The sequence below is a fragment of the Abyssisolibacter sp. ZYX002 genome, assembly GCF_056892235.1.
Window position 1 is genome coordinate 27,921 of the sequence record NZ_JARMXH010000002.1, and the last position, 18,708, is coordinate 46,628.

Annotated in this window: 17 protein-coding genes and 1 riboswitch; of the genes, 2 read left to right on the forward strand and 15 right to left on the reverse strand. The window is 30.5% G+C overall.

Annotated elements, in window-relative coordinates:
- Window positions 1-31: 31 nt before the first annotated feature.
- The 4 genes from P3X86_RS06095 to P3X86_RS06110 all read right to left on the reverse strand — a co-directional run bounded on the left by P3X86_RS06095 (window position 32) and on the right by P3X86_RS06110 (window position 3,047).
- Complete coding sequence (locus tag P3X86_RS06095; protein ID WP_483291768.1) at window positions 32-1,315, reverse strand: glycine/sarcosine/betaine reductase component B subunit; 1,284 nt, start codon at window positions 1,313-1,315, stop codon at window positions 32-34.
- 63 nt (window positions 1,316-1,378) lie between these two features.
- Complete coding sequence (gene trxA, locus P3X86_RS06100; protein WP_483291769.1) at window positions 1,379-1,696, reverse strand: thioredoxin TrxA; 318 nt, start codon at window positions 1,694-1,696, stop codon at window positions 1,379-1,381.
- An 11-nt stretch (window positions 1,697-1,707) separates the two neighbouring features.
- Window positions 1,708-2,652 carry a thioredoxin-disulfide reductase gene (gene trxB / locus P3X86_RS06105; RefSeq protein WP_483291770.1) on the reverse strand — a complete coding sequence of 315 codons (945 nt, stop codon included), beginning with the start codon at window positions 2,650-2,652 and terminating at the stop codon, window positions 1,708-1,710.
- Between the two features lie 35 nt (window positions 2,653-2,687).
- Window positions 2,688-3,047, reverse strand: coding sequence for a GrdX family protein (locus P3X86_RS06110; protein ID WP_483291771.1), 360 nt, complete (start codon window positions 3,045-3,047; stop codon window positions 2,688-2,690).
- 162 nt (window positions 3,048-3,209) lie between these two features.
- Window positions 3,210-3,308: riboswitch (glycine riboswitch) on the reverse strand.
- 217 nt (window positions 3,309-3,525) lie between these two features.
- On the opposite strand from P3X86_RS06110, the gene P3X86_RS06115 reads away from it, so the two are divergent.
- Complete coding sequence (locus tag P3X86_RS06115) at window positions 3,526-3,798, forward strand: cysteine-rich small domain-containing protein (protein ID WP_483291772.1); 273 nt, start codon at window positions 3,526-3,528, stop codon at window positions 3,796-3,798.
- A gap of 268 nt (window positions 3,799-4,066) precedes the next feature.
- Here the strand turns inward: P3X86_RS06115 and P3X86_RS06120 are convergent, their stop codons facing one another.
- The 6 genes from P3X86_RS06120 to P3X86_RS06145 form a co-directional block, all read right to left on the reverse strand.
- A complete protein-coding gene (locus P3X86_RS06120) occupies window positions 4,067-5,683 on the reverse strand; it encodes a Na/Pi cotransporter family protein (RefSeq protein ID WP_483291773.1) in 1,617 nt (538 codons plus the stop codon).
- 126 nt (window positions 5,684-5,809) lie between these two features.
- Window positions 5,810-6,280 carry a tRNA (uridine(34)/cytosine(34)/5-carboxymethylaminomethyluridine(34)-2'-O)-methyltransferase TrmL gene (gene trmL / locus P3X86_RS06125; protein ID WP_483291774.1) on the reverse strand — a complete coding sequence of 157 codons (471 nt, stop codon included), beginning with the start codon at window positions 6,278-6,280 and terminating at the stop codon, window positions 5,810-5,812.
- A gap of 21 nt (window positions 6,281-6,301) precedes the next feature.
- Window positions 6,302-7,123 carry a Cof-type HAD-IIB family hydrolase gene (locus tag P3X86_RS06130; RefSeq protein WP_483291775.1) on the reverse strand — a complete coding sequence of 274 codons (822 nt, stop codon included), beginning with the start codon at window positions 7,121-7,123 and terminating at the stop codon, window positions 6,302-6,304.
- Between the two features lie 77 nt (window positions 7,124-7,200).
- On the reverse strand, window positions 7,201-9,438 hold the full coding sequence (locus P3X86_RS06135) for a transglutaminase-like domain-containing protein (protein ID WP_483291776.1): 2,238 nt from the start codon (window positions 9,436-9,438) through the stop codon (window positions 7,201-7,203).
- Window positions 9,439-9,442: 4 nt separating this feature from the next.
- The gene (locus P3X86_RS06140) at window positions 9,443-10,621 is read right to left on the reverse strand and encodes a DUF58 domain-containing protein (protein WP_483291777.1); all 1,179 of its coding nucleotides are present in this window, start codon (window positions 10,619-10,621) and stop codon (window positions 9,443-9,445) included.
- On the reverse strand, window positions 10,614-11,558 hold the full coding sequence (locus P3X86_RS06145; protein ID WP_483291778.1) for an AAA family ATPase: 945 nt from the start codon (window positions 11,556-11,558) through the stop codon (window positions 10,614-10,616). The genes P3X86_RS06140 and P3X86_RS06145 overlap by 8 nt, the downstream gene beginning before the upstream one ends.
- A 193-nt stretch (window positions 11,559-11,751) precedes the next feature.
- On the opposite strand from P3X86_RS06145, the gene P3X86_RS06150 reads away from it, so the two are divergent.
- Window positions 11,752-12,075 (forward strand): helix-turn-helix transcriptional regulator, encoded by a 324-nt coding sequence (locus tag P3X86_RS06150; protein WP_483291779.1) that lies wholly within the window; start codon window positions 11,752-11,754, stop codon window positions 12,073-12,075.
- Window positions 12,076-12,309: 234 nt separating this feature from the next.
- Here the strand turns inward: P3X86_RS06150 and P3X86_RS06155 are convergent, their stop codons facing one another.
- The 5 genes from P3X86_RS06155 to P3X86_RS06175 form a co-directional block, all read right to left on the reverse strand.
- Window positions 12,310-13,605, reverse strand: coding sequence for a lipase family alpha/beta hydrolase (locus P3X86_RS06155; protein WP_483291780.1), 1,296 nt, complete (start codon window positions 13,603-13,605; stop codon window positions 12,310-12,312).
- A 227-nt stretch (window positions 13,606-13,832) separates the two neighbouring features.
- The gene (locus P3X86_RS06160; RefSeq protein ID WP_483291781.1) at window positions 13,833-14,366 is read right to left on the reverse strand and encodes a methylated-DNA--[protein]-cysteine S-methyltransferase; all 534 of its coding nucleotides are present in this window, start codon (window positions 14,364-14,366) and stop codon (window positions 13,833-13,835) included.
- Window positions 14,350-15,048, reverse strand: a complete 699-nt coding sequence (locus P3X86_RS06165; RefSeq protein ID WP_483291782.1) for a DUF2225 domain-containing protein — start codon at window positions 15,046-15,048, stop codon at window positions 14,350-14,352. Before P3X86_RS06165 ends, P3X86_RS06160 begins: the two co-directional genes overlap by 17 nt.
- A 26-nt stretch (window positions 15,049-15,074) precedes the next feature.
- A complete protein-coding gene (locus P3X86_RS06170) occupies window positions 15,075-16,406 on the reverse strand; it encodes a VanW family protein (protein ID WP_483291783.1) in 1,332 nt (443 codons plus the stop codon).
- A gap of 86 nt (window positions 16,407-16,492) precedes the next feature.
- Complete coding sequence (locus tag P3X86_RS06175; RefSeq protein WP_483291784.1) at window positions 16,493-18,508, reverse strand: cell division FtsA domain-containing protein; 2,016 nt, start codon at window positions 18,506-18,508, stop codon at window positions 16,493-16,495.
- Window positions 18,509-18,708: the final 200 nt, after the last annotated feature.

The window sequence follows — 18,708 nt, forward strand, 5'->3', positions numbered from 1 at the left end:
CATCCTTTCTATTTTATATTTTTTCTGTTATCTATCCTCTTGCACTAAGCTTGTTGAAACCTAATTCGTTTGTTGCTCCTGTTATAGCTTGAAGCTCTATTACAATGCTTCCATCTTCTTTTAAGCTTCCATCTGTACCTCCAGCTATAGTATCAACATACTGAGTATCTCCTATAACTACATCCATTGGTGGTAATTCTATTACTTCATTTGCATTTCCGCCTGTTACAACTGCATCAGCCTTAACATCTGCGTCTGCTAATGATTGTGAAGCTCCATCTTGACCAGCATACTCATCTGTTACTATAACAGTCTTAATACCTTTATTTTCTACCTTCTTGCAGTTCATGATTAAGTCTGTATCTGGGTTACCAAATCCCTCTTGTGAGATTACAACTCCATCTACTCCAATATACTCTGCTAATTGAGCTGTCCAGTTTGATGAACGCTCTTTATCTGCCAAATAAACATTCTCATTAGTAATAATCATACCAACAAAGTTGATATCTTTACCATGTGCATCAAATAAATCGTGTACTATTGGATTGTTTAAATGATGATATGTTGTATTCTTATCACACGCAGACACGCAGTTTCCGCTAATTATAGCTCCATCCATTATTTCTGTTGGAGATATTAATGTTGATAGTGTTTGCTTTGCATCAACTCCATATACATAAGTATCATGAAGTAAACCTTGGCTTTGTAACATTTGAACATATGCTACCTTTGGTAACTCTGGATATTTCTCTACACTTTTTAATAATGGAAGTGTTTCGTAAACTTTTACTTCGTCTGGAGTAACATTTCTTCCGGCTTCTCCTAAATATCTAGCAGCTTTTAATCCTACAAATCTTATAGCCTTTTCATGCTCATGTGCTTTTACTCCTTCTTTTGGCTCGCAAACTATTACTAAGTTGTTAAGCTTTGAGAATGGAGTATAGTCTGCTCCTGGTCCAGTCATATCAATAATTCCCTCTTGGAATCCGACAATCTTACCAGTTGTAACTACAGCCGCACCCTTTAAAACATTTGTTTTTCCAGAACCAACAGTATCAACCTTAGATAAAACTCCAGGGAAAATACCACCTTTTCCTTCAACTTTCACTCTTGGCTCAATAACATCTTTTACAGGCGTTATTCTTACACTTTCACCCGGTTTTGCTATTTGAACCTCTACTGATTTAAGGTTTTGATCTTCACTTACTTCTGCAATCAATTCCTCTTTATTAACATATAATGTTCCATTTTCAACCTTAGTGATATCACCAAATTGGATATCCTTTATAAAAATATTCCCTAACTCTAGGCGCACTATAGTTCACCTCCTCATAAATTATAAATGAATTTATTTAAACAACTTCTGGTTGTCTAAAGCTTATAAATATTTTTTAATCATTTCTTCAATGTTTGTTGCTGTTGCATCGTCTTTTGTTACTTCATCTATTTTCTCTCCATCTTTATATATTGCTATTGTTGGAAGTCCTAAAACTCTTTGTTTTATAGCTAATCTTCTAGCTTTAGTTGTATCTAATTTTGTAAATTTCATGTTGCCATCATATTTTTCTGATAATTCAACCACACTCGGCATTAATGCTTTACATGGCTCACATCCCTCGCTCCAAAAGTCTACTAGTACATAACCTTCAGCGTTTAATACTTCTTGTTCAAAATTAGTTTTATCAAGTGCTAACATTTTAATTCCCCCTATTCAAATTTATCTTCTATATATTTTTCTGCTTGTGTAGCAGCTATTGCTCCATCTGCACATGCAGTTACTACTTGTCTTAATGACTTAACTCTACAGTCTCCTGCTGCAAATACACCTTCGATGTTTGTTTTCATGTTGTCATCAGTAATAATATAACCTCTTTGGTCCATATCTACTTTATCTTTAAACAAGTTTGTTTGTGGCATAAATCCTATGAATACAAATACACCAAAAGTACCATCTTCTTCGTCAGCGTCAATTTGCTTTAACTCTCCACTTTCTCTATTCTTTACAACTATTGACTCTACTATTCCTTCTCCTTTTACTTCTACTATTTCGCTATTCCACATGAAATCAATTTTTTCGTTTTTAAATGCTTTTTCTTGTATTGATTTAGCAGCTCTTAGCGTATCTCTTCTATGAATGATTGTTACTTTTCTAGCAAACTTAGTCAAGAACATTGCCTCTTCAACTGCTGAATCTCCACCACCTACTACGAAAACTTCAAAGTCTTCAAAGAAAGCACCATCACATGTTGCACAATATGATACACCTTTTCCTGTTAACTCTTTTTCTCCTGGGCATCCTATTAATCTTGGCTTTGCTCCAGATGCTATAATTACTGCTTTTGCTCTGTATTCTTCTTTTTCACCTTTTAGTACTTTTATATCTCCATCTAACTGTATATCTGTTATTGTATCTTTAGCTTTTTTAGCTCCAAACCCTTCTGCTTGTTTAACCATTCTAGCTATTAATGATGGTCCTGATTCTTCTCCTATTGAACCTGGGTAGTTCTCAACTTCTTCTGTAGTTACTATCTGTCCACCTGCTTTTTCTTTCTCGATTATAATAGTATTCATTCTAGCTCTACCTGAGTATAATCCAGCAGCTAATCCAGCAGGTCCACTACCGATTATGGCAACATCATAAACGTTTTCCATGTGAGATCACTCCTTAAATAAATTTATTTTATGTATCATCTTAAAGCTTTTTCAATTAATCCTTTATCTATTAATTGAAAATCTTCTAGTATACTTTTTGTGTATGTTGGTCGTTTTGGATTCTTAAAAAACTTTATGGTAGTCTCTATACTCTTTTCAATAATCATTAGCGACTCCATATCAAGTTTATGTTTTTGCTTTGAAACAGCAATAGATTTGTACGGGGTTTCATTAGGCTTAACGCTACCCGAAAGAGGATGTGTTAATAGTTTGTGACCTTTATGTATCATGTCTCTAACTATTTTAAGTATCTCTAAATACTCAAGTTCTTTGTATACAACTTCAAATTGTATTAACTCTTTTTTAACTAATGGGTTATTTGTAATAACAATCATTTTACACACTTCCTATTTTGAGTATTTGTATGATAGTATTACTTTCTGCGTACAAAAAAAGCATACGACACCATACAATGCCTTATGCTCTGTTTTAAACCTGAGAGATTCTTCTTTTTTTCAAAAGAATTGCTCCTACGGTGCTTACGCTCTTCAGAGTCCTGTCAAAATACGGTCCTTTTGCCTGAGAGCTTCACATTTGAACGGCAAGCTCAATGCTTACTCCTTCGGCGACAATCTGTTCTCTCCCGTATTCGTCATCCAGATTTCATTTAATTTTTAACTTTTACAGCTTTATTATAATACACGCTCATCCTTAATTCAACATTTATTTTAAATATTTTTTTATTTTAATAATTCTAACCTTTAATTATGCTATCAAAGCTTCTATTTTGCTCATTTAGTTCTACTATTATAGTATATTAAAAATTTTAACTTTTGACACTATTTTGATATAATTGTTTTGGAGGTGCTATATATGAGTGAAACTAAGACTACTAATTATAAATTTTATAATCACAGAAAATGTGAATATTTTCCCTGTCATAAAGTAAAAGATGATAAGGAATTTAATTGCATGTTCTGCTTTTGTCCATTATATATGCTAAAGGATAAATGTGGTGGTAACTTCAAATATGTAAATGGAATCAAAGATTGTAGTGGATGCTTAATACCTCACAGTAAGAATGGATATGAATACATAATGTCCAAAATGAACGAGGTACTAGAAGCCGCTAAAATTGATGAATAGATTAAGAATAAAGGAACTCAAAATAGTCCTTTCAGACTGTAGACAAAAGCCCAATTTCTGCGTTGTTGTTAAAATTTCAGTTGCTCACTAACCTTTAAGTAAGCTCTGCTACTCAATTTTAATGCGCCTTGAAATTGAGCTCTTTTTACACTCTGTTATTTTGATGCCTTTGTCATCAATCTAAAAAGGACTCAAAAGTAGTCCTTTTTTCTTTGTTACTTAATAAAAAAGAACTGAAAATTATTCTCTTTCAGTTCTTTATAACAATCTAGTATAATGCATCTCTTATTGCTAATGCTATGTTTGATGAATGATCTGCTATTCTCTCTAAGTTACTTATTATATCTAGGAATACTATTCCTGAGCTACCTGAACACTGCTGTTTATTGAGTCTGTCTATGTGGTTAGCTCTAAGCTGTTTTTCCATTTTATCTATATCTTCTTCTGCACTGATTACTGACGCTACTATCTTCTCGTTAGGATCTTTGTATGCAAGTAATGATCTTTCAAATGAATCTTGCACTTTTGTAAACATTATGTCTATTTCCTTTAGAGCATAATCAGACATCTTTATTTTATTATCTATTCTATACTGAGCAAACTCTGCTAAATTATCTGCGTGGTCTCCTATTCTTTCTAAATCATTTACTGTGTTTAATAAAGTTGTTACTATTACATGTTGGCTATCTGTAAGTGGTGCATTTAACAGCTCTATTAAATAATTAGTTATAGATTTTTCCATCCAATTAATTTTCTTTTCTTCTTCAAATACTTTATGTGTTAGTTTTTCGTCAGATTTAAAGAATGCTTCTCTTGACAATGCTAATGTCTTTTTGACTAATTTACCCATTCTTAGAACTTCTTTTGAAGCCATTCCTACTGCTATCGGAGGTGTCTCCATTATCCTTTGATCAAGATACTTAAGACCTTGTACCTCATCATCGTCATCTTCCCCAGGAATCACCCTATTTGCTGCTCTCACTATTAGTTCAGCAAATGGGAATAATATAATCGTATTTGCTATATTAAATATTGTATGAGCGTTAGCTATCTGTCTTTCTATGTCGGTAGGGTTAAGCTTTTTTATCCAATCTTGTATTGGTAACACATATATAGCAATCATAAATATACCCGTTCCAACTATATTGAATAATAAATGCATAAACGCTGCCTTCTTGGCTGTTTTATTTGCACCTATACTTGATAGTACTGCTGTAACACAAGTACCTATGTTTTGACCAAATAATATTGGAAATGCTAAATTTAGAGTAAATAAATCAGTTGTTGATGCTACTGCAAGTAATAGTCCCAGCGATGCACTACTACTTTGTACTAATACAGTAATACCAAAACCTACTAATATGCCTAAAAATGGGTTGTTTAAGCTTTTAATAATATCAATGAATACTGGTGATTTAGCATATGGCTTCAATGCCCCTGACATCATACTCATACCTAAAAATAATACCCCAAATCCAATCAGTACTTCGGCTATTTCCTTATTCTTCTTTTTTGATGAGACTAGCCATATTGCAACACCTATAGCTATTACTAGTGGTGCTATGTCTGTTAATTTGAAAGCTATTAGCTGACCTGTTACTGTTGTACCAATATTTGCTCCCATTATTATACCTATTGCTTGTGACAATGACATCAGCCCTGCATTAACAAAGCCGACTACCATTACTGTTGTAGCACTACTACTTTGTATTAACATTGTAACTAGTACACCTACAAAAACTCCCATGAGCTTATTGTTCGTAAGTATTTCTATAAGCTTTTTAAGCTTATCTCCAGCTACCTTTTGAAGTCCCATTCCCATAAGATTCATACCATATAGAAATAATCCAAGTCCCCCAAGTACTGTAAACACTAATTTTAACATATAAGTCCTCCTAAGTATTTTCTAACATCAGATTCTATAATACAATAAATTAATAATACTTTTGTTAAATCTATGTTAAATTTCATGTGATTTTTGCAAATACTATGGTGGTATCTTTTTACAGTCTTATCTTAAGCCTTGGTAATCCGTCTGCCTTAATGCTTCATATACTATTATTGATACTGAATTTGCAAGATTTAAAGACCTTGCTGCCTCACAGTCTTTCATAGGTATCCTTATGCATTGATCTTTGTTAGAGTTTAGTATATCTTCTGGTATGCCTTTAGTTTCTTTTCCAAACACTAAAAAGGAATCCTCAGTGTATTTTACATCGGTATGTTTATGCGATGCCTTTGTAGTAGCATAAAAAAACTTGCTTTTATCATGTTGATTTAATAACTCTTCAAAAGAATCGTAATATCTGATATCTAATAACTCCCAATAATCAAGACCTGCTCTTTTTAAGTGTTTACTGTCAACAGAAAATCCTAGAGGCCTTATCAAATGTAAAACCGCTCCTGTTATTGCACATGTTCTCGCTATATTACCTGTGTTTTGAGGTATTTCTGGTTCTATTAATACTATATTTAATGACATTCTATCTCTCCTAATCTTAGTTTACCCTATTAACTCTCTTAATATTTTTGCTACTCCATCATTATCGTTAGAATCAGTCACTATATCAGCTATTGCTTTTACTTCATCTTCTCCGTTACCCATAGCTACTCCTGTGCCAGCAAACTCTATCATTGATACATCGTTAAAATTATCTCCTATTGCTATAACTTCTTCTCTTTTTATATTCATTATTTTGCAGAGTTCCTCTAGTGCCTCTCCCTTTGACACACCTTTATTCATTATGTCAAAGCTCCCTTTCCACGAACTAACCACATCTACTCCTTCTATTTGCATTATTTGCTCTTTCACATTATTTAGCTTTTGTTCATCTTCTTCTGTTACAAAGAATTTGTAAATTTTAGGTTTATGTTCTTTTACGTAAGCTTTCACATCATCAAGGCTGGTTATCTTAACCTTAAACAGTTCTTCGCATGTCGTTTTCCACTCAATGTACTTTTCATCCATTCGTTCTAACTTTTTAAGATAAAAATTGTCATTATCATAAAACCTATATAATATATCATTTTGTTCTAATATATCTATTATCTTTCCTGCGTTATAAGAATCTATATTATTGTCGTATAACACATTGTCTTTGTGATATTCACATACATATGCTCCATTACATGCTATTATAGGTGTTATCAACCCTAAAAGTTTTGCGTAGTATCTCGCTGATGTAAATATTCTCCCTGTTGATATAACAACTTGTATACCTTTTTCTGTAGCTACTTTTAGCATGTTTTTATTCTTATCTGATACAGTATGTTTACTGTTTAACAATGTTCCATCCATGTCTATCGCTATCATTTTGTAATTCATATCTTCACCTCTGTACTTTCCTATGCTTTTTTTTCAATACGTATAGTATATACAATGATATGAATTATTACAATCTTTTAAAGAAGAAGTTTTTTATCTATTTCATAATATAAATACTTATTTTTAATAGTTGACGTATTATTTTGTTTAGATTCTAACCATTTGTAATAATAATCTCTTACATACTTTATATCATCCTTGTCTATAATGCCTTTACTGTAAATTGACCTAAGATATATGTCGAGTACTTTTTCTAATGCTATTTCTTTTACTTGTAACTTGCTTTCAGCTCTAGTAAAGAACTCTGATATAGTCTCCTGCTCTTCTCTTACGGTTCCATTTCTCTCTATAATTTTGTTGATATAACTAACGTAATATTTGACTATTTCATTTGTCCCACTTATTTTAATTTTCTTTTGCTTAATCTTTCTATTATTTCTATATAGTATTAAAGCAAAGATACTAATTATTAATCCTATTAAAATAAGCACTATATATAATATTATCAATATATTTACGTTTTTATTTTTATCTTTGTTTTTTATATTTTCTAAACTAAAATTCATTTCCTCCTCTAAGTCTAACATTGCTTTCATTTTTCTTGTATTAGATTGTGATTTATAGTCCTTAGTTATCTGCTGCTTCTTGTCTTCTTTTTCTTCTTCTATATCATGGTTAATTAATTCATACGCGGGCGTAGGCTCAAAGGTTATCCACCCTCTTTCTTTTATATAAGCTTCTACCCAAGCATGTGCATTGTCACTATAAACCTCATAATATCCATCCTTCTTTGCCTGTGGCATCGAAAAACCCTCTACATATCTAGTAGGTATATCAACACTTCGTGCCAATATGACCATTGCTGATGCAAAATAAGTACAGTACCCTTTTTTAGTATCAAATAAGAAATAATCTACAAAATCTCTGTTGTATGGATTAAGTTGTGCCTCATATGTGTATTCATAAGTTCTTAAATAGTTCTCTATAGCTGTCAATTTGTCTAAATCATTGTCATAACCTGCTGTTATTTGCTCTGCTAGCTCTTTTACTCTATCCGGAACTATATTTGGTATCTGCAAACATTCCTGCTTTTGTTTATTTGTTAATTCTCGAAAATTACCTCTATATCCTAATGAATTATTCTTGACATAATAAACTTTATAATTTTCATTTTTCATTATCATTCTTTCATTAAACATCTCAAAGTTCCTATTTACATAGTTGTTACCTTCTATATGAACCTGATTACTAACAAGTGGTGCAAATATGGTTGATGTAGATATACCTACATGCTCAATTACTAGGTTGTTAACTTTCCCTTTAACTAAACCTTCTCTAAAGTATTTTAAGTTACTTCCACCTATTTGCTTAGTAAATATCGTTTTTTCTCTTTTCCAATGAAAACCTGTATAGGTATTTGAAACTCTTCCTCTTAGATATTTTCTTTCTTCTCCTCTCACTCTAAACATAAGTGTATTTGATGGAGTAATAGGTCCTCCTAGTCTGTTTTTTTCACTTTGTAACTCTGTAATAGACAAATCAAAACTCACTGAAGTACCATATCCTAGTGATTTATTATGATCATTTCTCCACTTTGCTAGCTGTGGAAATCTACTATTTATAGCTCTATCAAGCCACGGCCAGGAAATAGGTGCTATATCTTTTGGCAATATAGCTACTAAGATTGTTAATATGAGCGATGATATTATTGCATATTTAAGCCATTTGCTTTCTCTTACATATACGGTTAAGCTTTTATCCTTACTCCATGATTTGTTATATCTTTGATAAGATTTGTTTCCAATCAATATTAGCATAAAAAAACAGTACACTATATAATAGTTCAGAGCGAAATCTATATAATAAAACCAACTTATAAGAAATATTGCTGTTCCACTGAGAAGCTTAAGTATTATAGATTTATTTTTTATATATAATAAATAGCAAACATTTGTGATAACTATACTTAAGACTGCTATTAATACATAACTGTAATTCTTGTGAATTATTCCATATCCTTTTATAAACCTAATAGCCCAAGTTATAAAATCTGCTATCGTCTCTTTTACTAATTTGTATTCTTCTTTGTACTTTAATGCTAGAAATAGACCTACTGTTAGTATTATTATTAATATTAGTAGCGTAATTTTTTTATTTTTAAACATTAAATTAATTAGAATTGATATAACTACTGGTAGGATTATGACTATAGACGTATTAATCAAGGACAGTTCTAGATTTAAGAGTCTTAATATATAAAATAAAAATACATAGCTTATTCCTATATTTATTAATGATAATAATCGTGATTTCACCTTTTCACCTCAAAACCTGTGATATATTGTCATTTATGTCAATTATGTTGTGTTTAACTTTTAATTCCTTAAGTATCTCAAAGTCTTTTATATTTTTTACATATATAAACTTACCTACTAAAATAACCGCTACATTGATTTTCCTCATTTTTAACTCTGCTATTGTTTTTCTTAGGCTATCATCTATATGTGGTGTCATTATAACTATTACACCATCATTATCCTCAGAACCTTGTCCATTTTTAATCATTTCACATACGCCTACTTCACTTTTAGGCCTAATAATTGACAACACCTCTAAAAATGAACCTATTGCATTTAAATTTCTACCTGCTATATTAACTCTCTTTTCTGTATATGTTGTAAATACAGTCTCAAATCCTTTTTTAAGCATATGATAGCTTAAGCTAATTGCACATTCTGCTAATTTTTCTTCAATATCGCTTGTTTTATCTGCCTTAAATTTACTGAATTTAAAATCTAGATATATGTGTATCTTGATTTTTGAGGATGAATCAAATTTTTTAATATATAGTTCATCATTCTTTGCACTAGCTTTCCAATCAATCAATTTTACACTATCACCTGGAATATACTCTTTTAGATTTCGGAAATTTGAATAATCTTCGTAGATTTTTTTATTTGTAATAATTTTGCCGAAAGACTTTACCATGTCTATTTTGTATTCTTCTAATGGGTATATTTTAGGATAAACCTTCAATTTTATTGGATCTCTCAATGTAACTTCCTGTTTTACTAAACCAAATATATCCCCTATTTTCAGCTTTAATTCACTTAAGTCATATTGCCCTCTATGCTCTGATACTATTTCTCTGCTAATTATTGTTGTCTCAAAAGGGTTTGCTTGGTATATTTCGTTTTTACTTGCTATCCTTGATAATCTTTTAGGTATTTCGTCTGATACTATCATAAATGGGATTGGAAATATAGATGAGTTATATACATTGTAATCTATTACTACTGTATCTTCCTTGTTAATACAAGTATTGTCTATCCAAAAATTTACTATCAAATTTTTTCTGATAAAGTATGTTGATATCTTTGCATACAAATATATAGAAATTGTTAATAAAAACATAAAGTATGAAAATCTTCCCCCTACTAGTAGTGCTAATAACAAATTTATTATTGCAATACATATATACAATACTTTTTTAGTCATTGTTGCTCACCACAGGAATTTTCACTTTAAAGATTATATCTTTTATACAATCTTCTTTAGTAAGGTTCATTACTCTAGCTTCGTGTGTTAACATGATTCTATGATTTAGCACTGGTACTGCAAGTTCTTTGACGTCATCAGGCAATACATAATCTCTGTCATTTAAATAAGCAATAGCTTTAGAAGCCTTTAACAACGCTATTCCTCCTCTTGGACTTACCCCTAATCTTATATTTGTATCATTTCTAGTTTCATTTATTATATTAACTATATAGTCATATATTTTATCATCTACATGTACATCATCTACTTCATTTTGCATTTCTACAATATCTTGGCTACTTACCACCGATTGTAAATCTAATAATGGATCACTATTATGAAACTTTTCTAATATTGTAACCTCACTAAATTTATCTGGATATCCAATAGTTATCTTCATTAAAAATCTGTCTAATTGAGCTTCTGGAAGAGGAAATGTTCCTTCATATTCTATCGGATTTTGTGTTGCTAATATTATGAACGGCTCTTTCATCTCAAATATATCTCCATCTACTGTTATTTTTTTCTCTCCCATACATTCTAAAAGACTTGATTGAGTTTTTGGTGATGTTCTGTTGATTTCATCTGCTAATATAACACTACCAAATATCGGTCCTTTTACAAATCTGAATTCTTGTGTGTTTTTATCATAAATTGAAATACCTATTATATCTGATGGTAATAAATCTGGTGTGAATTGAATCCTTTTAAAATCAGATTCTATTGATCTCGCCAATGCTTTTACTAATGTTGTCTTTCCTACTCCTGGAACATCTTCTATCAACACATGACCTCGACTTAATAAGCTTATTACTACATACTTTATTACCTCTTTTTTACCTGTTATTATTTTCTCCATATTCTCCATAAGTAATTTGCCTTTGTGACAGTTCATTATACCCCTCCTATGCTTGTTTTTTAATCAAAAACTTTTAATACTTTTCCCTTCATTGTAATATTGTATAATATACTCTTTATGTTTATATTCTGCTAAATATTTATGAATCCTGTAATTTATCAGAATATTACTAATAATTAATAAGATTCTTAATTTTCTGAAATTTTCTGATGTAATGAGGTGGTTTTTGGTGAATTTTATGACTGATATTTTAGAACAATCAATTTTAAATGTATTTATACTATATTCATTATCTAAGAAAAAGCTTGTAGCTAATGATTTATATAATATAATGCAAGAAAAAGTACCCTATCTTAATTTAAATCAGAGTGTTATTTATTCACATTTGTATCAACTTGAAGCTATAAATTTAGTTGATAACACTTGGTTAATAAATCAAAAAATAAATATGCCTATGAAGCACTACCATATTACTAAGAAAGGCAATGCTACTTTACTTGCCCAAATTGGAGAGTTAAAGGACATTGTAAATTCTCTCCAGGAACTAATATAATTATAGGGATGCCTTAACAGGCATCCCTTAGATTGAGGACAAAGTCATCAAGATAGCAGACTTTAGTAAAAGTTCAATTTCAAGGCGTGTTAAAATTGAGTAGCATAGCTTACTTAGAGGTAAGTGAGCAACGGGAATTTTAACAACAACGCAGAAATTGGGCATTTGTCTACAGTCTGAGGGCTGTCTCATACGACAGCCCTATTAGGCATAATATTTATTCGTTTTTATTGCTTATATTGTTAACCACTTATACTGTGCAATATTCACATCCTGTATATCAAGTTTGCTAGCGGTATTATTGCTGAGTACGCTTATATTACACTTTCTAGTCAATGGATCCACCTTTATTTTCAAATCATCTTTATTATTTACACAAATTATAACCCAATAATTGTTATATCCAATTTTTTCTACGTTTATGCTATCTAAATCATTCCTATATCGTTTATCTACTACTATCTCTTGCCCATTAATTCTTATACGAGTCCGTTTTGCATTGTTGATTAGCAGATTGCATATCTTATTATCTTTATCAACTTTTGATTTTTTCTGTACTATCTGTCTGTTCAACATGCCAGCCAAAACATTTTTATTATCTTTTAACAAATCTGTATGGCTACTGGTCACTAGTACATATTTTCCTGTTATTGTTTTACAGCTATCACATGTCACTCTACCATCACCATATACTGTTTTTACGCTATAGATCGGCTTTCCATCTTTCCATATTTTTCCATCAGTTTCTTCTATGCATATATACTCATCTGTTTCAAATCCATATCCAATCATTTGATATATCTTTATTTTTTTTCTGTTTAGTATTTTTTTATTATCGTTTAGCTCATTGAGGAATTCATTTTGGACTGCCATATCATTTATTGGTATGAATTTTAAATCTTTATTATCATCATCTTTGAATATATAATCTCCAAAGTGTTTACATGGTAAAAGCTCCGTAGCACTCGGGAAAAAATTTTTTAATTTTCTCATTCCACCGCCTTTACTAGATTTCTTCATATACCATACAAATCCTTCCCATAAAGCCTTAAGGAAAAAATTATTATTTACTTCATCATAAGGAAGTTTACCTCCAGCACAAAAATAATATGAACTTGATGCTCCTGCATTCGGTGTACCAGCTAATATCAATTTATTTATATCGTATTTATAATCTTCACTTTGTATATACGATCTAGCCACTAAGCCACCCATACTATGAGCCACTATATCAACTTTTTTTGCTCCTGTTATTTTTTTTACATTTTCTAATGTGGGTATTAAGTATTCTCTAGCACTAACTTCATTGGAATTTCTCCAATTATAGAAACAAACAAATACTGTCTTCCCTCTTACATAACCCATCTCTTCAAAGTTTACCATAACTGGTTCATAAACATATTTTGATGGACCAAATCTCATTTTACCCGTACCCGGTATGATTTTATGCCCTATAGAACCAAAAATCCCAGGGATGAAAATCACTGGGTTTTGGGATGTCATATTCCTAATTCTTCGTCTTCTATGCACAATATCACTTCCCATAACCTTCTATATATTATTTTATGAGAAGTTTTACTACTATGACACTATTGAAGCTAAATTATCCATAGAAAATCAATAACTATACAATATTCTTCTAATTACAATGCTTCTATAAACCGCACTACCCAGCACGCCTTCAAAATTCGTTGAAATATTGTAATTTAGAAAACTACAGCATATTCATCCACGTTCCATGAATAATTCAGATTTAACTATGAATGTAAATAGTATTTTTTACCTTTACTCGTTTCTTTGATTATTATTTTGTGACCTTCTATTCTTAAGAGACTAGCTTTTTGCTCAAGTCCTCCTGCAAAACCAACTAGTTCTTTGCTATGACCAATTATTCTATGACAAGGTATTATTATTGGTATCTTGTTTTTGTTGTTTGCCATGCCAACTGCTCTACACCCTTTAGGATTGCCAATTCTTTCAGCTATATCTTTATACGAAGCAACTTTACCATATGGTATTTTTATAAGTTCATTCCAAACACTCTTTTGAAAATCTGTACCCTCTATTTTTAATGGTATATTTATTTGTGTTAACTCTCCACTAAAGTAACTATTTAAATTATTTAACAAATTATCTTTTTCTTTGGATTTCTCTATTATTTTACCTTGATATTTTTTACTGTAATCATATATAGATTCTTCATTGCTTATACATAATCTAATTAACCCTTCATCTGAAAAAGCCGCCCACATCGGGCAAAAATCTGTATTAAGTTCATATAACCTCAGCATTTTCTCCTCCACTTTCTTTATACAATTCTTTAGCCTGCATCCATTGTTCTCTTGTTAGCTTTTCTATTCTAGGAGAAGGTTTTGTAGTACCACCTATTGTTTTACTAAACCAATTTATGGACTCCCTATAGTCACCAAGTCTTTTGTTTAGCTCTCCCATTAGATATGTAAGTGTATTTTCATCCATTTTATCATATGGTATATTTTCATTTGAATACGCATCTTCGTATAAATCTCGTGCTAGTTTAATAAATCTGATTTCTTCGTCTCTTTGTTCTTTTAGTCTATGTATCCAAGCTATTCTCATACACAATCCTCCTAGCTCGAATTTCTTAAATTTTAATGTTTGTCCACAATATAGTGCTAGTTTATAACATAGTAATGCTTCATCGACTGTTCTTTCACCTGTATAATCTCTTTTGTTCCACTTTGATGTAATAAAATCTTGCATTATATTTTTCTTTGCTTTAGGAAAATAATTATATTTACTCTCTAACGCTGCATATCCACATTTTTGGCAAACTATTACATCATATAATAAAGGGTTTTCTGATTTATAATAAATCATAAAATCCGTATCTGATTTTAATACGCGTGTTCTTGATGCCTTTACTTTTGTTGTTTTAAATTCATTTTGGCATACTGGACATTTTATACTTTTCTTATATAACTCTATGTTCACTGCTATATCCCCCTTTTATGTCTTTTTTAATTATCAGGTCCTTTTCTAATTATTCCTATCATCGGCTTGTATACATCTGTATGTAGCTTAACGCTTTTTATAAACTTACCATTCTTATAATAGTTCTTATATGATACTACTTTATATCCTGGTCTAGATGTTTGATCAACAATCCTTTCTCCTGATTTAAGATTGTTGTCAATTTTAGTTTTATAATCTGGTTTTTGTGTCTTGCTAAGAACTTTTGATGTTATTTTTATATCGTAATATTTATCATTTTTATCTCCATATATTGAAGCATACACTCTATTCCCACTATTATACATCATAACATATATAGGATATTTTTTGTTATTCCTAAATTTCAAATCATATACATTAAAAACTACTGTAGCATCTCTTCCTTTTGCCACATAAGAAGATGGTAGTGAATGATTCTTCCTTTGTATTATCTCTAGGTCAGCTAACAATGCAGCATTGTAAAGTGTAGTAGATACTTGACATACTCCACCACCCATACCCAAAACATATTCACCATTTTTTAATATTTTGGCTTGTCTATATCCATTTCTACTATTTCGAGAACCTACAGTATTGTTAAAAGAAATTATCTCTCCTGGCATCAATAATCTACCATTTATTGATGTACTAGCTCTTTTAATATTATAAGTTCTGTTTATTTTCTTTGTGCTATATGACGTAGAAAAACCTGATATTTTATAGTTTATATGTGATAATAATTCCTTTGTTTTCTTAGGCTTTATTACTATCACAGGTATTTCTATGTTTTTATTTTTGGTTACCGAACTTTTAATTAATTGTTCTAACTTCTCTTTGTCTACTTTTATTCCATTTATTTCTGGGTTGATCACAAACTTCCTATTACTGTAACGTATTGATGCATTAACTGGGTTTCTGTCTATATTTTTTGATACATTTACTATATGAGTTTTTATCACCTCTATATTATCAATGAGTTTTAATGTATGTTTGTGATTAGTTTTTTTGAGCGTTCTCATAGATAAAAGTCTATCAAGATAATTACCTTCTCTTCCCAATTTATAGACCTCATCTACCACTTCTATGTAATCACAGGTATATCCTAACTGTTTATAAGTATACTCATATACCTTATCATTATATTTTAATTTTATTTTATTTGTGGCTAATAATCTATTTACTTCTTGCTCTAACAATGCTGTTGCTTCTTTTTTATTTAATCCTCCTAAGCTTATATTATTAACATATATACCTTGGCATATTTTATCATTGTTTAATTTTATATACAATCTTGATAAAATAGCTCCACATATTATAACTACTAGTAAACCCAATAATAACAATTTGTATTTCTTCATGTTATATCTCCTTATTTAGATATAAATATAATTTTAGAATTACCCATAGTTATTATTATTATGTAATGCTAACAGTTATGTATTTTTTAGTTATTTTCCCAATACGCTTTTATTTTATCACCTTCTAATAGTGTTTGATAATAATCAGCTTTTTCCCCGTTGACTGTAAGGACCAACTTCCCTTTTGGTTTTGTTAAATCAATATCTATATAATCAAAAATATCAACAAAAATCAGTTGATCTTTTGTATATTCTAGTACCATATCTTCATCATTTACTGTTACATGAAGCTTTTTATTATTTGAAAATACCTTTTTTTCTTCTTGTATTTCTTGATTTGTTTTTGATGTGTAATTATTTGTTACAAGGACATCATTTTCTTTTATAGTATTATCAAATTTTTCACCACTTTGGTAAAATAACTCTGTATCTTCATCTAATTCTACAGATTCTAATAATTCTTGCTTTGTAGAAATTATTTCTACTGTTATGTGGTCTTCTTGTTTTAATGATATGTTTTCCTCCACAACATTACCATTGACTCTTATTAACTTTACTATACTTATTTCATTACCATCTACTTTAACACTTTTGCTCATATCTATAGAATCATATAAATAAGCTCTGCCGTCGCTTCCCTGTGTTGCATCTATAATACTTACTTGATCACCAGTTTTCAAACTATAATCTAAACTTGATATCTTACCATTTACGTAAACTTTTGCTGGCTCTCCAAAGCCACCTTTTTTCATATGTAACTTGCCATCAATGTAGTATCTAAGTTCTTCTCCTCTTTTAGGTATAAGCTTTCTAGGGTTAAACCCTATTAGTATAAGTGCATCCGAAACCTTTATTTTTTTGGAATTAAATAGTTTTATATTTTCATCATTAACTTTTACTTCTAAAAAGTCTTTATTACGAGATATACTCGCTGTTACAGCTATTCCTATAGGTGTTATAAAACTCGGTCCTATTAATTCGCTACTTAATCCTTCTAACCCATCAATAATATCTGAACTCTTTACTACTACTCTCTGAGGCGGTAAATCTAACTCTTTAGCAATCATATCTGTAAGCCTTGGTATCTGACTTCCTCCACCAATTAAGAATATCGCGCTTGGTGGCTTTTGATTATATTCTATTATTTTTTCACTTATTTCTTTTGCAAGCTTTAATATAGAATCGTTTATTGTATCTAATATTTCGTTTGAAGTTAGTTCATATTCTATACCTACTGCATCTGTGAATCTTTGCATTTGCTTTTGGTTAAGCATAATTTTTAATTCTTCGGCTGTATCAAAATCAAGCAAGTATTTTCTAGCTATTTCTTCAGTTATTTCATCACCTGCTATAGAAGCCATAGCATAAGCAACAATTGCACCTTCTTTTGTAATAGCTATATCTGAAGTTCCTGCTCCAATATCTATCATTGCTAGATTTAATAGTCTCAGATTCTTTTTAATAGCTACGTTTATAGCCGCTATAGGCTCTAATGTCATATTAGTAACCTCTAATCCCAATCTACTCATAACTGTATAAAGGCTATCAACTACTGTATGTGGTAGAAATGTAGCAAGTATATCTATGCCTATTTTACTTCCTCTATGTCCCTCTAAGTTGTCTAAAAAACTGTCATCTAGATAATAATTAGCTACCGAATACCCAACACAGTAGTATTTAATATTACTATCTTTCTTTTCATCTATCTGCGCTTGCGCCATCTGTATAGCTTCCATCTCTAAGCTTTCTATTGCTCTACTGTCAATCTCCATAGTCATATCTATTTCTCTATTTAGTTTTACTTTTTTAGTCTTCAAAGCTCTACCTGCAGCTGCTATAGCAGCTTTGGTAAGTTTAATCCCTAGTTTCCTTTCAAGCTGTTCTTTTACTTCTTTGCAGACTCTTACAACTCCACTTATGTCATGAATCTGCCCATCATACATATTTCTCTTATCGTGTTCTTTTTGGTAGGATTCTATTATTCTAAATTTGCCATCATGGTAATCTCCTACTATACCTATTACACTTCTAGTTCCTATATCTAAAGAAAATATTATCTCATTTTCATTATCTATATTAGAGTACGAATTTTGATTTTCCAAATCAACCACTCCTTCGTAAAAAAAATCACACAAGCTTTAATAGTTGTCTACATATAATGACAATAATTCTACTTTTATTAACTAATTTCCTTTAATAAATTCAAAATTATATCTAAATCTATTTAGTTTGATATATAAATTTATGAGTATTTGAGTTATTAAAAGTAAATGAAGGACTTGGCAGGTAGTTTAATTCTATA

Coding starts and splice junctions, on each gene's coding strand:
- P3X86_RS06120 (WP_483291773.1), bottom strand. CDS start 5,683: ATGTTAAAATTAGTGTTTACAGTACTTGGGGGACTTGGATTATTTCTA.
- trmL (WP_483291774.1), bottom strand. CDS start 6,280: ATGTCATTAAATATAGTATTAATAGAACCAGAAATACCTCAAAACACA.
- P3X86_RS06145 (WP_483291778.1), bottom strand. CDS start 11,558: ATGAACTGTCACAAAGGCAAATTACTTATGGAGAATATGGAGAAAATA.
- P3X86_RS06170 (WP_483291783.1), bottom strand. CDS start 16,406: ATGAAGAAATACAAATTGTTATTATTGGGTTTACTAGTAGTTATAATA.
- trxA (WP_483291769.1), bottom strand. CDS start 1,696: ATGTTAGCACTTGATAAAACTAATTTTGAACAAGAAGTATTAAACGCT.
- trxB (WP_483291770.1), bottom strand. CDS start 2,652: ATGGAAAACGTTTATGATGTTGCCATAATCGGTAGTGGACCTGCTGGA.
- P3X86_RS06115 (WP_483291772.1), top strand. CDS start 3,526: ATGAGTGAAACTAAGACTACTAATTATAAATTTTATAATCACAGAAAA.
- P3X86_RS06130 (WP_483291775.1), bottom strand. CDS start 7,123: ATGAATTACAAAATGATAGCGATAGACATGGATGGAACATTGTTAAAC.
- P3X86_RS06140 (WP_483291777.1), bottom strand. CDS start 10,621: ATGACTAAAAAAGTATTGTATATATGTATTGCAATAATAAATTTGTTA.
- P3X86_RS06160 (WP_483291781.1), bottom strand. CDS start 14,366: ATGCTGAGGTTATATGAACTTAATACAGATTTTTGCCCGATGTGGGCG.
- P3X86_RS06110 (WP_483291771.1), bottom strand. CDS start 3,047: ATGATTGTTATTACAAATAACCCATTAGTTAAAAAAGAGTTAATACAA.